We start from the raw sequence: 13774 nt of genomic DNA, 5'->3' as shown, positions 1-13774 counted from the left end.
GGGGGCGACGGGCGCGGACCCGGAGGCGGGCCGGGCAGCGGCGGCACCGGCGGAGGGAACGGCCCGGGAGCCGGTGGCTTCGGGGCCGGCGGTGTCGGCACGGGTGGTGCCGGCACGGGCGGCTGCTCGGGGGTCGGCGCGGGCTCCGGTTCAGGCGTGGGCGGGGTCGGCGGTTGGGCCGGCTCCGGCGGCCGCGCCGGCTCGGGTGGCTCCGGGTTGACCGGGGCGGCGCGGTACACCGTGGCCGCGCCGCCGGTCCGGGCGATCGCGTCCGCCGCCGCGGCGGCCACCTCGTCGGCCCGGATCCGGCCGGCTCCCGGCACGGCGGCGCTGGCCCGGGCACCGGCCGGCGGGGCGAGGGCCCGCTGCCCGGGTACGACCGCACTGCCCGTGGCGGTCGGGCCGGTGCCGGCGGTCGCGGACCCCGCCGGGGCGTGGGAGGGGCCTGCCGTGGCGACGGAGTCGACTGCGGACGGTGCCGCAGGGCGGACCGTCTCCGCCGGAACCTTCTGCTCGCCCATGCTCACCCTCCGCGCCGCGCTCGCACCCGCCCTCCGTGGCGCCGGAGGAGGGTGTGCCTGACTGCCACCGTGCCACATGACGCCCCGTCGGCACAGCCGTAGCGCTCACCGGACGGTGAGTCGGCGTGGCTGCCGCAGGTCAGGCGCCGGTGCTCGCCGAGGTCGACGCCGAGGCGCTGGTCTCCGGGGCGTGGCTGCTCGGGGCGATGCTCGGCTGCGTGTTGCTGACCTCGGGGCCGGGTGTGTCGGAATGCGACGGGGCGAACGACGGCGACGGGCTGGACTCCGACGGGCTGGACGAGGGGGATGGGCTCTGCGAGGGCGAAGGCCGCGGCGACGGCGCCGTGGTGGCGCTGGGCGACGGCTTCGGTGGGGCCGGGGTGGTCGGCTTGGGCGACGCCGAGCCGGTCGGCTTGGGCGACGCCGAGCCGGTCGGCTTGGGCGACGCCGAGCCGGTCGGCTTCGGGGCCGGTGTGGTGGGCGTCGGGGAAGGAGTGGACCCGGGCACCGCGCCGACGACCCGGGTCGCCGCGTACAGGCGGGACCACGGAACCGTGGCGATCTTGACCACGTCGCCGGATCGCGGGGCGTGGACCATCTTGCCGCCGCCGATGTACATCCCCATGTGGTGGATCGTCGTCCAACTGACACCCGAGGCGAAGAAGACCAGATCACCGGGGAGCAGGGCGCTGCGGTCGACCGTCCGGGAGCGGGTGGCGTAGTACTGGTCGCGGGCGACCCGGGGCAGTTCGTGGTAGCCGGCCGACCGGTACGCGGCCCAGACCAGGCCGGAGCAGTCGAACCGGTCCGGCCCCTCGGCCGCCCACAGGTAGGGGTCGCCGAGCTGGGCCAGCGCGTACCGGACGGCGGCCAGCGCCTGCGGGCTGGCGATCAGGCCGGTGCTGCTCTGCCCCTCGACGTACGCGGCGCCCAGCTTCTGCTCGGCGGCCTCCTGCTGCCGCTCCAGCTCGATCAGTTGCGCCTGGTTGTCCGCCCGGAGCTTGACCAGCTTCCGTTCGCTGTCCCGCAGCGCCTTCTCCACCGCGGTGAACTGCTCGCTGGCCCGGCGGACCCGGTCCTGGGCGGCGGTGACCGCCTGGGTGGCGACCTGCTCGGCCGTGCGGGCCCGGGACAGCTCGCCGGCCGCGGCGGTGGTCGCCCCCTCGGCCTGCTCGCCCCGGGTGATCCGCTGGAGGCGGTCCAGCCCGTGGAGGTCGGCGGCGATCTCACCGGGCGGCAGCGCCGCGGCGGCCTTGACGGCCTCGGTCGCGACGTCGTCGGCCCGTTCCAGGGCCCGCGCCAGCGCCTCCCGGGCCAGCCCCAGCTCCCGCTCGGCGGCGGTGAGCTGCGTCTGCGCGTCGGTGCGCTGCTGGCGCAGTTCGAGCAGCTGGTCACCGAGCTGGCCGTGCTGCACCTCCAGCGCGGTGATGCGGGCCAGCAGCGGACCGGCCGGCCCGCCGTTGACCGGCAGCGCGGTGCCGGGCAGGCCGGTGACCGGGTAGCCGGGGATGGTGGTGGACGAGCCGGGCACCGTGCCCGGCAGCCGAAGCCCGCCGGTGACGACCGGGCGGGAGCCGGTGTCCGGGACCGTGTTGGGCAACGGCGGCTCGGCGTACACGGGGGTGGCCATGGCCATCGCCGCGACCGCGCCGAGCAGGGCGGACCAGAGTGCCGGACGCAGCACCGGCGACACCACCGGGCTCCTGCCTGGTCGCCGCCGTCGCCCGTGCCCGCTGTCGACCATGTGGCTCCCCGTCCGGCTGGCGTCGCCGCGCACGGATTGACGCGGCGGGACGGGACGGTACCAGTGTGTGTTCCGCCCCATCCTGTCTTACCGCACCCTGGCAGCGATGTCGATGCGTGGGCAGGTAACGGGAGGCTGGGAGTCCGGTGAAGTACGGTCGCTGCCGGTGCCCGTCCTGCGGGTGGTTGCCGGTGCGACGTAGGCTCGACGGGACCGCAGGTGGAAGGGACGTGGCTTTCGATGGACGCCGGACTCAAGCGCGAGCTGGAAGCGAAGGTGTACGCCGGGGAGCGGCTGACCCGTGAGGACGGCGTCGCCCTCTACGACAGCGACGACCTGGCCTGGCTGGGGCGGTTGGCGCACCATCGGCGCACCGAGCTCAACGGTGACCGGGTGATGTTCAACGTCAACCGGCACCTGAACCTCACCAACGTCTGCTCCGCCTCATGCGCGTACTGCTCGTTCCAGCGCAAGCCGGGCGAGAAGGACGCGTACACGATGCGCATCGACGAGGCGGTCCGCAAGGCCAAGGAGATGGAGGACGAGCAGCTCACCGAGCTGCACATCGTCAACGGCCTGCACCCGACGCTGCCCTGGCGGTACTACCCGAAGGTGTTGCGGGAGTTGAAGGCCGCGCTGCCGAACGTCAACCTGAAGGCGTTCACCGCGACCGAGGTGCAGTGGTTCGAGAAGATCTCCGGTCTGGGCGCCGACCAGATCCTCGACGAGCTGATCGACGCCGGCCTGGAGTCGCTCACCGGCGGCGGCGCGGAGATCTTCGACTGGGAGGTCCGCCAGCACATCGTCGACCACGCCTGCCACTGGGAGGACTGGTCGCGCATCCACCGGCTGGCCCACTCGAAGGGGATGAAGACCCCGTCGACGATGCTCTACGGCCACATCGAGGAACCCCGGCACCGGGTCGACCACGTGCTGCGGCTGCGCGAGCTCCAGGACGAGACCGGCGGGTTCCAGGTCTTCATCCCGCTGCGCTACCAGCACGACTTCGTCGACTCGGCGGACGGCAAGATCCGTAACCGGATCCAGGCCCGGACCACGATGGCCTCGCCGGCCGAGTCGCTGAAGACCTTCGCGGTCTCCCGGCTGCTGTTCGACAACGTCCCGCACGTGAAGTGCTTCTGGGTGATGCACGGTCTCTCGGTGGCGCAGCTCTCGCTGAACTTCGGGGTGGACGACCTGGACGGCTCGGTCGTGGAATACAAGATCACCCACGATGCCGACTCGTACGGCACCCCGAACACCATGCACCGGGACGACCTGCTGCACCTGATCTGGGACGCCGGCTTCCGTCCGGTCGAGCGCAACACCCGCTACGAGGTGGTCCGCGAGTACGACCCGGCCCCGTCGCTGGCCGAGCGGCGTGCCGAGCCGCAGCAGGTCTGGGCCTGAGTCCGCCCGTATCCTCACAGGCATCATGACCGGACGGGCGCGATGACCGAGCAACGGGCCGGGTTTCCCCGGCGGGACGCCGACGGGCGGGTGCTCACCCTGGGCGACCTGCTCGGGGTCAGCCTCGCCGGTTGGCTGATCGGGGTGCTGGCGCTGGTCCTCTTCGACTGGGCGTTCGACCTGATCGGCGCCGGCGACTTCGGCCGTACCAACGGTTGGCTGGCGGTCATCCTGCCGGCCTGGCTCTTCTGGGACGACTTCCGGGCCTGGGAGTTCGGGGCGGCCCGGGTGGTGGCGGCGTTGGTGGCCGGCGCGGTCGCTGTGGTCGGTGGCCTGCTGGTGGCCGGGCTGGCCGCCGGTCTAGCGCCGCTGGCCACGGGCGGTCTGGCGGCGGCGGCGTTCACCGCGCTGTACGCGGTGCTCTGGTTCCAGGGTGTGCACTGGCTGTCCCGGCGGACGGGTTGAACCACCGCCCCGGGGCACCGGGGGCGCGGAGAAACGGAGTGGGAACGTGAGCGCGGCGGTCAAGTACACGCTGGGTCGGATCGGGCTGTTCGCCGTGGTCGTGCTGGTCCTGTGGCCGGTCGAGATGAACGTCTTCCTGAAGCTGATGCTGGCGCTGGTGTTCTCCGCCGCGGCCTCGTTCTTCCTGCTGCGCGGCTGGCGGGACGAGATGGCCGAGGAGATGGCCGTCGCGGCCGAGCGCCGGCGCGCGGAGAAGGAGCGGCTGCGCTCCGCGCTCGCCGGTGACGACCAGCCGGCCGGCGGGGAACCCGGCGACCAACCCCGCGCCTGACCCGGCCTCGTGGCGGCAAGTTCCGCCGGCCGCGGCGGCGGACGTGGAAACAATTGCCGGCGGGAGGATCGGGCTGGGATGGGTCGGTGGAGCGACGGATGTTGATATGACCATGTGACTCTGGTGGAGTGTGCGGACACGGGATCTCCCCGTACCCCAGGAGGTTGTCCATGGCCTTCCGCACGTCTCCCCTCCGACGCCAGTTGGTGCTGGCCATCGCCGTGGGACTCGGTCTCGTCACCGTCGCCACCGGGCCGGTCGCCGCGCGACCCGCGCCGGAGCCCGATCCCGGCGCCGCGTACCGGGTGCTCGGCCCGCGCACGTTCGCCGACCGGAACGCCGTCGCCCGCACCGGCGCCGCGATCGACTACTCCGAGCACGGCGTACTGCACATCTCTGCCACCCGGGCCGAGGCGGCGGCGATCACCCGGCTCGGCTTCCGGCTGGTACCCGACACCACGGTGGACCCGCACAGGCGTGGCGAGGCGGGCACCCTCGCCTTCCCGCCCGCCGACGCCAACTACCACGACTACGCCGAGCTGACGGCCGTGGTGAACAAGGTGGTCGCCGACCACCCGACGATCGCCCGCAAGATCAGCATCGGCCGGTCGTACGAGGGCCGGGACCTGATGGCGGTGAAGATCTCCGACAACGTCGGCACCGACGAGAGCGAGCCGGAGATCCTCTTCAACGCCCAGCAGCACGCTCGCGAGCACCTGACCGTCGAGATGGCGATCTACCTGCTCAACCTCTTCACCGACAGCTACGGCACCGACTCCCGGGTCACCAACGCCGTCAACACCCGGGAGATCTGGATCGTGCCGACGGTCAACCCCGACGGCAGCGAGTACGACATCGCCACCGGGTCGTACCGCTCCTGGCGGAAGAACCGGCAGCCCAACAGCGGCTCGTCGTACGTCGGCACCGACCTCAACCGGAACTGGAGCTACCAGTGGGGCTGCTGCGGCGGCTCGTCCGGTTCCACCTCGTCGTCGACCTACCGCGGCCCGTCGGCCTTCTCCGCGCCCGAGTCGCGGGCGCTGCGGGACTTCGTCAACAGCCGGGTCGTCGGTGGGGTGCAGCAGATCAAGGCCAACATCGACTTCCACACCTACTCGCAGCTGGTGCTCTGGCCGTACGGTTACACCACCGCGAACACCGCCACCGGAATGACCGCAGACCAGTACAACACCTTCGCCACCCTCGGCCGGCAGATGGCGGCGACCAACGGCTACACCCCGGAACAGTCCAGCGACCTGTACATCGCCGACGGCACCAGCATCGACTGGATGTGGGGCGCCCACAAGATCTGGGCGTACACCTTCGAGATGTACCCCGGGTCGTCCGGTAGCGGCGGCGGCTTCTACCCGCCCGACGAGGTGATCCCCCGGGAGACCGCCCGCAACAAGGACGCGGTGCTGATCCTCTCCGAGTACGCCGACTGCCCGTACCGGGCCATCGGCAAGCAGAGCCAGTACTGCTGATCGCGGATCGCCGGTGGGGTCCCCCACGCCCCCGGGGGACCCCACCCCGCCCCTCCCGTCGGAACGATCTCCGCTGGTCGTGCGCTACCGTGGCACCGATCAGCCCGCAGCGAAGCCGGTGCGAAACCGGTGCTGTCCCGCAACTGTGATGCCCCGCCGGAGGCGGGGACGAGCCAGGTCGCCTGCGGGCCGGTCGCGACACGCGCTCTCGAGGAAGGGCGCCTCGCGGACGGGCGCCAGCAGCGGTACCTGTCGGCGAAGCACCACCTCGACCGACAGGAGGACCATGTCCCGCCGTACCCCCCGGCTCTTCGCCGCCGCCCTCGCGGTGGCCGCGCTCACCCTCGGCGCCTGCGCCGAGAAGACCCCGAGCGACGCCCCCGCCACCGGCGGCAGCTCGGCAACCGCCGCCTTCCCGGCCACCGTCGGCCGGCTGACGCTGGAGAAGCGCCCCGAGAAGATCGTCTCGCTGTCGCCGACCGTGACCGAGATGCTCTTCGCCATCGGCGCAGGCCCGCAGGTCACCGCCGTCGACGACCAGTCGAACTACCCGCCGGAGGCGCCGAGGAGCGAGCTGTCCGGCTTCCAGCCGAACGCCGAGGCGATCGCGGCCAAGGGACCCGACCTGGTGGTCCTCTCCAACGACACCAACAGGATCGTCGACCAGCTCACCGCGCTGAGGATCCCGGTGCTGCTCACCCCGGCGGCGGCCACCCTGGACGACAGCTACCGGCAGATCACCGACCTGGGCACGCTGACCGGCCACCCGACCGAGGCGGCCGACGTCACCCGGCGGATGAGGGACGAGATCGCCAAGCTCACCAAGGACCTGCCGCGGCGGTCGACGAAGCTCACCTACTACCACGAGTTGGGCCCGGAGCTGTACACCGCGACCAGCAAGACCTTCATCGGCTCGATCTACGCCCTCGCCGGGCTGGAGAACATCGCCGACGGCGCGGACACCGACGGCAAGGCGGGCGGCTACCCGCAGCTCTCCCAGGAAGTGATCGTCAAGGCGAACCCCGACCTCATCTTCCTGGCCGACGCCAAGTGCTGCCAGCAGAGCCCGGACACGGTCAGGGCGCGCAGCGGCTGGGCCGGACTCAAGGCGGTGAAGAACAACCAGGTGGTCACCCTCGACGACGACATCGCCTCGCGCTGGGGACCGCGCGTGGTCGACCAGCTCCGCACGATCGTCGACGCGGTCGCCAAGGTGCCCGCGTGACCGTCCGTCGTCGGTGACGGTGCGGTCCACGGCAGCCCGGCCGGTCCGCCCGCCCGCCGCGGCCATTCCCGGCGGCACGCCCCGGCCGGCCGGGCTGCGCAAGCGGTGGCTCGCCGCCGGTGTGCTGGCGGTGCTCGTCGCCCTGGTCGCCGGGGTCTCGCTCGGCCCGGTCAGCCTGCCGCCCGGCAGCGTCGCGGTCGAACTGCTCAACCTGCTGCCCGGAGTGCACCTCGACAGCGGGCTGACCGCCGGCGAGACCGCCATCGTCACCCAGCTCCGGCTGCCCCGGGTGGTGCTCGGCCTGCTCGTCGGCGGGCTGCTCGCCCTGGCCGGCGGGGCGTACCAGGGGGTGTTCCGCAACCCGCTCGCCGACCCGTACCTGCTGGGTGTGGCGGCCGGGGCAGGGCTGGCGGTCACCGTCGTCATCGCGCTCGGCGGGGTGACCGACCCGCTGGCCGGGCTGCCGCTGACCGTGCCGATGGCCGCGTTCCTCGGCGCGCTCGGCGCGGTGACGATGACGTACCTGCTCGGCGCGGCCGGCGGGAGAGGCCGCTCCCCGGCGACGCTGATCCTGGCCGGGGTGGCCGTCTCGGCGTTCTTCTCCGCCGGGCAGACCTACCTGCTGCAACGGCACTCCGACAGCATCCAGCAGGTCTACTCCTGGCTGCTGGGCCGGCTCGCCACGGCCGGCTGGCACGACGTCCTGCTGGTGCTGCCGTACTTCGTGCTGACCGCCGTCGTGGTGCTGCTGCACCGCCGGGAACTGGACGTGCTCTCCGTCGGCGACGACGAGGCGACCGGCCTCGGGCTGCATCCGCAGCGCTCCCGCTACCTGCTGATCGCCGCCGCCTCGCTGGGCACCGCCGCCGCCGTGTCCGCCTCCGGGCTGATCGGCTTCGTCGGGATCATCGTGCCGCACACCGTACGACTGCTCGCCGGGTCGAGCTACCGGGTGATCCTGCCGCTGTCGATGCTCTTCGGCGGGGCGTTCCTAGCGCTGACCGACGTGGTGGCCCGGACCGCCGCCGCGCCCGCCGAGATCCCGATCGGGGTGGTCACCGCCCTGCTCGGCGGCCCGTTCTTCGTTCTGGTGCTGCGTACCGCCCGGCGGGTGCTGTCGTGAACCGGGCTGGCACCGGGAGCGCCCCGGCGGTCGAGGTGCGCGACCTGCACGTCACCCTGGGCGGCACGCCGATCCTGACCGGCGTCGACCTGACCGTCGCCGCCGGGGAGTGGGTCACCGTGATCGGCCCGAACGGGGCCGGCAAGTCGACCCTGCTGCGCGCCGTCGGCGGTTTGCTCCCCGCCGGGCCCGCCGTCACCCTCTGCGGTACGCCGCTGCGGGCGATGCGTCCCCGCGCCCGCGCCCGGGTGGTGGCCACCGTGGCCCAGTCCCCGGTGGTACCGGCCGGCATGTCGGTCCTCGACTACGTGCTGCTCGGCCGCACCCCGTACATCCCGCCGCTGGGCCGCGAGTCCGCCGCCGACCTGGCCGTCGTGCACGAGGTGCTGGACCGGTTGGACCTGGCCGCCTTCCACGGCCGGGAGCTGGCCACGCTCTCCGGCGGGGAGCGGCAGCGGGTCTTCCTGGCCCGGGCGCTGGCCCAGGGCGCCACCCTGCTGCTGCTCGACGAGCCGACCAGCGCGCTGGACATCGGCCACCAGCAGGAGGTGCTGGAGCTGGTCGACCAGCTCCGCCGGGCACACGGCCTGACCGTGCTCGCCACCATGCACGACCTCTCCATCGCCGGCGAGTACGCCGACCGCCTGGTGCTGCTCGCTGACGGCCGGGTGGTCGCCGAGGGGCCACCCGCCGAGGTGCTGACCGAGGAGTTGCTGGCCACCCACTACCGGGCGCGCGTCCGGGTGCTCCCCGGCGAGCACGGCCCGCTCGTCGTCCCCGTGCGCCCCCACTGACGGCGCTCCATCCGCCCCGGGACGGGTTCGTCTGCCCTCGGGGACGAGTTTCGTCCGTGACGCTGGCTGGCCGGGATGCGGGATCTGGCGCGGCGGGTGATGGGTCAGGCAGCGAGGGCGATGACGCCGAAGAGGGCACCCCGCGGATCGCGGAGGGCGGCCAGCCGGCCCTGGGGGGAGGCCCGGGGTGGGACGACGATGGTGCCGCCCCGCTCCACGGCGCGGGCCGCGGCGGCGTCCGCGTCGGCCACCGCGAAGAACACCGACCAGTACGCGTGGCCGTCCACCGGCAGTTCCTCCCGCGGCGACGTCATGCCGGCAACGATCCGCGCCCCGCACCGCCAGCCCGTGTCGGCGACCGGCCAGGTCCGCTCGTCCGCCGGGTGCCAGCCGAAGACCAGCTCGTAGAAGCGCCGGGCACCCTCCGGGTCCGGGGTGACCAGCTCGTTCCAACTGATCGACCCGGGAACGTTGAATACCTCCGCGCCGCGCATCGCCATCGGCTGCCAGACACTGAAGGTGGCACCGGCGGGGTCGGCGAACACGCCCATCCGCCCCTGGTCGAACACGTCGAAGGGGGCGACCAGCACCCGCCCGCCGGCCGCCTCGACCCGGGTGGCCGCCAGGTCCGCGTCGTCGGTGGCCACGTACGTCGACCAGACCGGCGCCTGGTCCGCCGCGGCCGGTGGACCGGCCCCCGCCACCGCACGGCCGTCCAGCAGGAACGTGGTGTAGCCGCCCGCCTCGGTTTGCGGGGACACCCGGTCGGTCCAGCCGAACAGCTGCCGGTAGAAGTGTCTCGCCTCCGCCAGGTCAGGGGTGGCCAGGTCGGCCCAGCAGGGCGTGCCAGGCTCGACGCCGCTCACGGTGGCCCCTCTCCGCCGGTGGGCGGCCGGGCGGCCCACCCCTGCCCGCATGGTGGCACCGCGCCGGCGTCGGCCGTGCCGGAAACGGCCGGAACGTCAGCTGAACCGGCGAAACACCCCGCCGCCGCGGCGGGGCGGGCAGGCCCGACGCCCGCCCCGCCACGGCTTCTGTTCAGCGTCGCGCGGTGATCCGCCGCCCGGATGCCGCCGGCAGCGGGCGGACCAGCGCGGGCCCGCCGGGAAGCGGGACCACCCTGGGCGCTGTGGTCGGGGCCGCCGTCCGTGCGGTCGACGACTGACCCAGCGCCGTGATCAGGAAGGCGAAGGTGGCGTCCGCGATCGGGTCGGGCGCGCCGGGTGCGGCGTAGTGCGTGACGTTGCTGCCCAGCGTCGCCTGGCGGGTGCCGTCGGGGCTGTGCAGCGAGATCGTGCTGTGGCCGAAGACCAGGCCGTCGTGCCCCCAGTAGGGCCCGCCGGGCAGGGCCAGCCAGTACAGGCCGAGGCCGTACCCGCCCGCCTCCGGCTGCTCGGGGACCAGCGGCACGGTGGTGCGCATCCGGGCCAGTTCGGCCCGGCGCAGCAGCCGCCCGCCGAGCAGGGCCCGGAAGAAGCGGTTCAGGTCGGCCGACGTGGAGATCAGCGCGCCGGCCGTCCACGCCCACGACATGTTCGTCACGCTGAAGTCCCGCAGGTTGCCGTCGTACCAGGGCAGGTAGGCGGCGCTGTGCGGGCCGCTGATCCGGGTGCGGTTGCCCGGGAAGTACGTGTCGGTCAGCCCCAGCGGGCGGATCACCCGGCGGTGGATCTCCTCGGTGGCGGGCCGGCCGGTCACCCGCTCGATGAGCAGCCCGGCGAGGATGTAGTTGGTGTTCGAGTAGTCGAACCGTCGGCCCGGCGTGCCGGTGCGTGGCGCGGCCAGCCCGAGCCGGACGAGCTGGTCCGGGGTGAACGTGGTGTACCGGTGGCGTTCGACGTCCTCGCCGGAGGTGAACAGGACGGTGTCGTAGTCGCCGATGCCGCTGGTGTGGTTGAGCAGCATCCCGACGGTCACCCCGTCGACGGCGTACTGCGGCAGGTGGCGGCCGATCGGGTCGTCCAACGTCACCCGGCCCTCGCCCACCAGTTGCAGAAGCGCGGTGGCCACGAAGGTCTTGGTGATGCTGCCGACCCGGTGCTGGAGGCAGTCCCGCATCGGCCGTCCGGTGTCCAGGTCGGCCACTCCGCTCGCGCCCCGCCAGCGACTGCCACCGTCGCGTACCTCCGCGAACACGCCCACCATCCCGGCGTCGGTGATGGCGGACAGCCCGGCGGCGAGTGCCTCCCGGGGCAGTCGTCCGGCCGCGGCCGCCCCTTGCGTGCCGGCCAGCGGTGCCGCGACCACCAGCGCGCTGCCGGCCCCGGCCATCAGGAAACCCCGTCGTGACAGGTGCATGCCCAACTCCTTCGTGGAAGATCACCGTCCATTCTGGTCGGGTTGCGCAAGCCTGTCAGCGCAGGGGACCCGGCAGTGGTGCGGTGTGCAGCACGGTGAGCCGGGAGACCGCCCGGGTCAGCACCACGTAGAGCCGGTGCAGGCCGCGCGGCTCGGCAGCCACGATCGCGGCCGGCTCGACGACCACCACGTGGTCGTACTCCAGGCCCTTGACCAGGGTCGCCGGGACCACGGTGACCCGCGCCGCGGTCTCGACGTCGTCGGCGGTCGCGGTGTCGACCCCGACGGCGGCCAGGGCCGCGTGGAGGCCGTCGACCGCTTCGTCGGTGGCGATCACGCCGACCGAGCCGTCGTGGCCGAGCGCCGCCCGCACCTCGGCCACCGTGGCGGCAGTCAGGTCGGTCACGGTACGCACGTCCAGCGCGCCGTCGCGGCGCAGCGACTCGGCCGGCGGCACGTCGACGGCGAGTGCCGGAAGCAGCCGGTTGGCGAACGCGACCACCGCGGCGGGCACCCGGAACCCGACGCTGAGCGGCACCACGGTCGCGTCCGGCTTGCCCAGGTGGGCCAGGGACTCCCGCCAGTCGGTGGCGGCCCACGGCGCGGTGCCCTGGGCCAGGTCGCCGAGGAGGGTGATCGAGCCGTGCTCGCTGCGCCGGGCGATCGCCCGGCACTGCATGGCGGAGAGATCCTGCGCCTCGTCGACCACCACGTGCCCGTAGCCGCCCGGGCGATCGACCAGCCCGGCCGCCTCGTCGATCAGCACCGCGTCGGCGGCCGTCCACCGGGTGGCCTTCGGGGTGCGGCCGAGCTTCGTGCCGGTGACGTCCCGGCCCATCGCGCCGCCGGGCGACCGACCCTGCAGCAGCGCCTGCTCGTCGGCGGTGAGCAACCCGTCGGCCGCCGCCGCCAGCGCGTCGGCGTCGGACCAGAGCCGGTGCAGCAGTCCTTCCGGCGTCAGCGCCGGCCAGACCGCGTCCAGGAAGGCGGTGACCGGCTGCGCCTTCCCCATCCGGCGCAGCCAGGCGTCGCTGGGCGACTCGGCGCGGCGGGCCTCGGCCTGGCGTTGCAGCAGCCCCACCACCCGGGCGCGGACCCGCTCCCGCCCGGTGGCGTACGGCAGGCCCTCCCGACGGGTCTCCTCGACCACCCGGTGCAGCGGGTCGAGGCCGATCCGCCAGCGGTACGAGCCGTCCGACACCATGATCGGCTCGGTCGGGACACCGATGTGCGACTCGACGGCCCGGCGGAGCACCTGCGCCATCCGGGCGTCGTGCTTGAGGGTGGCGACCGCCGGATGGTCGACCGCGCGGACGGGCACCCGCGCGACGAGGTCCTCCACCGTGGCCTGCTCGACCTCGACCTCGCCGAGGGCCGGCAACACCGCCGCGATGTACGACAGGAACGCCCGGTTCGGCCCGACGATCAGCACGCCGGAGCGGCGCAGCCGTTCCCGGTGCAGGTAGAGCAGGTACGCGGCCCGGTGCAGCCCGACGGCGGTCTTGCCGGTGCCCGGCGCGCCCTGCACGCAGATCGAGTCGGCCAGGTCGGCCCGGACCAGTTCGTCCTGCTCGGGCTGGATGGTGGCGACGATGTCCCGCATCGGGCCGACGCGGGGACGCTCGATCTCGGCGGTGAGGATCCGGCTGGCGGTGCCCAACTCCTCGCCCCGGTCCAGGTGTTCGTCCTCGAAGCTGGTCAGCACACCGTTGCTGAAGCCGAACCGGCGGCGTACCGCGACGCCCTGCGGATCACGGGCGCTGGCCCGGTAGAACGACCGGGAGACCGGGGCCCGCCAGTCCAGCACCAGCGGTTCACCGAGGTCGTCGGTGACGTGCCGCCGCCCCACGTGGTAGTCCCGTCCGGCGTGGTCGGGGTCGGCCGGCCCGAAGTCGAGCCGGCCGAAGAAGAGTGGGGTGCTCGGGTTGTCGGCCAGCTCCTTGACCCGCCGGGCCATGTGCCGGCCGAGCTGTTCGGCGGTGTACGCGTCCCCGGCGACCTTGTCACCGGTGGCGAAGAGCGCCTCGGCGCGGTCCCGCATCCGGCGCAGCGCGGCGCGGGAGGTGGCCAGGTGTTCGCGTTCGGCGACGAGTTCGTCGTCCAACGACTGTTCTTGGGCGTGCAGGGTCATCCACGTACTCCTCGACACGGGGAACAACGCTGCCGCTCGCGTTTCCGACACGTTGGTCGGCGCTGGGGACGTCCGCTGCGGTGCTACACACCTCGGCCGTCGGGCGGGACAGGTAAGCCTACTGCGGGCGCCGGGCAGGGCAAACCGGATTTTCGCGGTGGGCACGGAACCGCTGTTCAGGTCCCGTGGTCCGCGCTCGGGTCCCATGGGTGGGTGTCCGGGAAGCTTCCGTGCCCAGCGTTCCGGGC

10 protein-coding genes, 2 pseudogenes and 1 riboswitch are annotated in these 13774 nt (G+C 73.4%); of the genes and pseudogenes, 7 read left to right on the top strand and 5 right to left on the bottom strand.

Features of this window, described 5'->3' with window-relative positions; genetic code table 11:
* Window positions 1-521: pseudogene (locus E1165_RS30530) on the bottom strand (hypothetical protein); the annotation flags it as partial.
* Between the two features lie 139 nt (window positions 522-660).
* Window positions 661-2265 (bottom strand): C40 family peptidase, encoded by a 1605-nt coding sequence (locus E1165_RS23725; protein ID WP_132393964.1) that lies wholly within the window; start codon window positions 2263-2265, stop codon window positions 661-663.
* A gap of 240 nt (window positions 2266-2505) precedes the next feature.
* On the opposite strand from E1165_RS23725, the gene mqnE reads away from it, so the two are divergent.
* From mqnE to E1165_RS23690, 7 genes and pseudogenes are all read left to right on the top strand, one after another.
* Window positions 2506-3675 carry an aminofutalosine synthase MqnE gene (gene mqnE / locus E1165_RS23720; protein ID WP_132393963.1) on the top strand — a complete coding sequence of 390 codons (1170 nt, stop codon included), beginning with the start codon at window positions 2506-2508 and terminating at the stop codon, window positions 3673-3675.
* Window positions 3676-3717: 42 nt separating this feature from the next.
* The gene (locus E1165_RS23715) at window positions 3718-4140 is read left to right on the top strand and encodes a hypothetical protein (protein ID WP_132393962.1); all 423 of its coding nucleotides are present in this window, start codon (window positions 3718-3720) and stop codon (window positions 4138-4140) included.
* A gap of 46 nt (window positions 4141-4186) precedes the next feature.
* Window positions 4187-4471 carry a DUF4229 domain-containing protein gene (locus E1165_RS23710; protein WP_132393961.1) on the top strand — a complete coding sequence of 95 codons (285 nt, stop codon included), beginning with the start codon at window positions 4187-4189 and terminating at the stop codon, window positions 4469-4471.
* A gap of 170 nt (window positions 4472-4641) precedes the next feature.
* Window positions 4642-5952, top strand: a pseudogene (locus tag E1165_RS23705) (M14 family metallopeptidase); the annotation flags it as partial.
* Between the two features lie 117 nt (window positions 5953-6069).
* Window positions 6070-6133, top strand: a riboswitch (cobalamin riboswitch).
* 108 nt (window positions 6134-6241) lie between these two features.
* Window positions 6242-7180: an ABC transporter substrate-binding protein gene (locus E1165_RS23700; protein WP_132393959.1), complete on the top strand. Its 939-nt coding sequence runs from the start codon at window positions 6242-6244 to the stop codon at window positions 7178-7180.
* A 64-nt stretch (window positions 7181-7244) separates the two neighbouring features.
* A complete protein-coding gene (locus tag E1165_RS23695) occupies window positions 7245-8303 on the top strand; it encodes an iron ABC transporter permease (RefSeq protein WP_132393967.1) in 1059 nt (352 codons plus the stop codon).
* Window positions 8300-9097 (top strand): ABC transporter ATP-binding protein, encoded by a 798-nt coding sequence (locus E1165_RS23690; RefSeq protein ID WP_132393958.1) that lies wholly within the window; start codon window positions 8300-8302, stop codon window positions 9095-9097. Before E1165_RS23695 ends, E1165_RS23690 begins: the two co-directional genes overlap by 4 nt.
* A gap of 104 nt (window positions 9098-9201) precedes the next feature.
* On the opposite strand, the gene E1165_RS23685 is transcribed toward E1165_RS23690, so the two are convergent.
* From E1165_RS23685 to E1165_RS23675, 3 genes are all read right to left on the bottom strand, one after another.
* Window positions 9202-9963 carry a VOC family protein gene (locus tag E1165_RS23685; protein ID WP_132393957.1) on the bottom strand — a complete coding sequence of 254 codons (762 nt, stop codon included), beginning with the start codon at window positions 9961-9963 and terminating at the stop codon, window positions 9202-9204.
* A 172-nt stretch (window positions 9964-10135) separates the two neighbouring features.
* On the bottom strand, window positions 10136-11395 hold the full coding sequence (locus E1165_RS23680) for a serine hydrolase (protein WP_243704954.1): 1260 nt from the start codon (window positions 11393-11395) through the stop codon (window positions 10136-10138).
* Between the two features lie 55 nt (window positions 11396-11450).
* A complete protein-coding gene (locus tag E1165_RS23675) occupies window positions 11451-13526 on the bottom strand; it encodes an AAA family ATPase (RefSeq protein ID WP_132393956.1) in 2076 nt (691 codons plus the stop codon).
* Between the last annotated feature and the right edge of the window lie 248 nt (window positions 13527-13774).

It is taken from the genome of Micromonospora sp. KC723 (assembly GCF_004348595.1).
Taxonomy (GTDB): domain Bacteria; phylum Actinomycetota; class Actinomycetes; order Mycobacteriales; family Micromonosporaceae; genus Micromonospora.
Note: the sequence above shows the minus strand (reverse complement) of the source record. Positions and strands in the feature narration are given on the sequence as shown.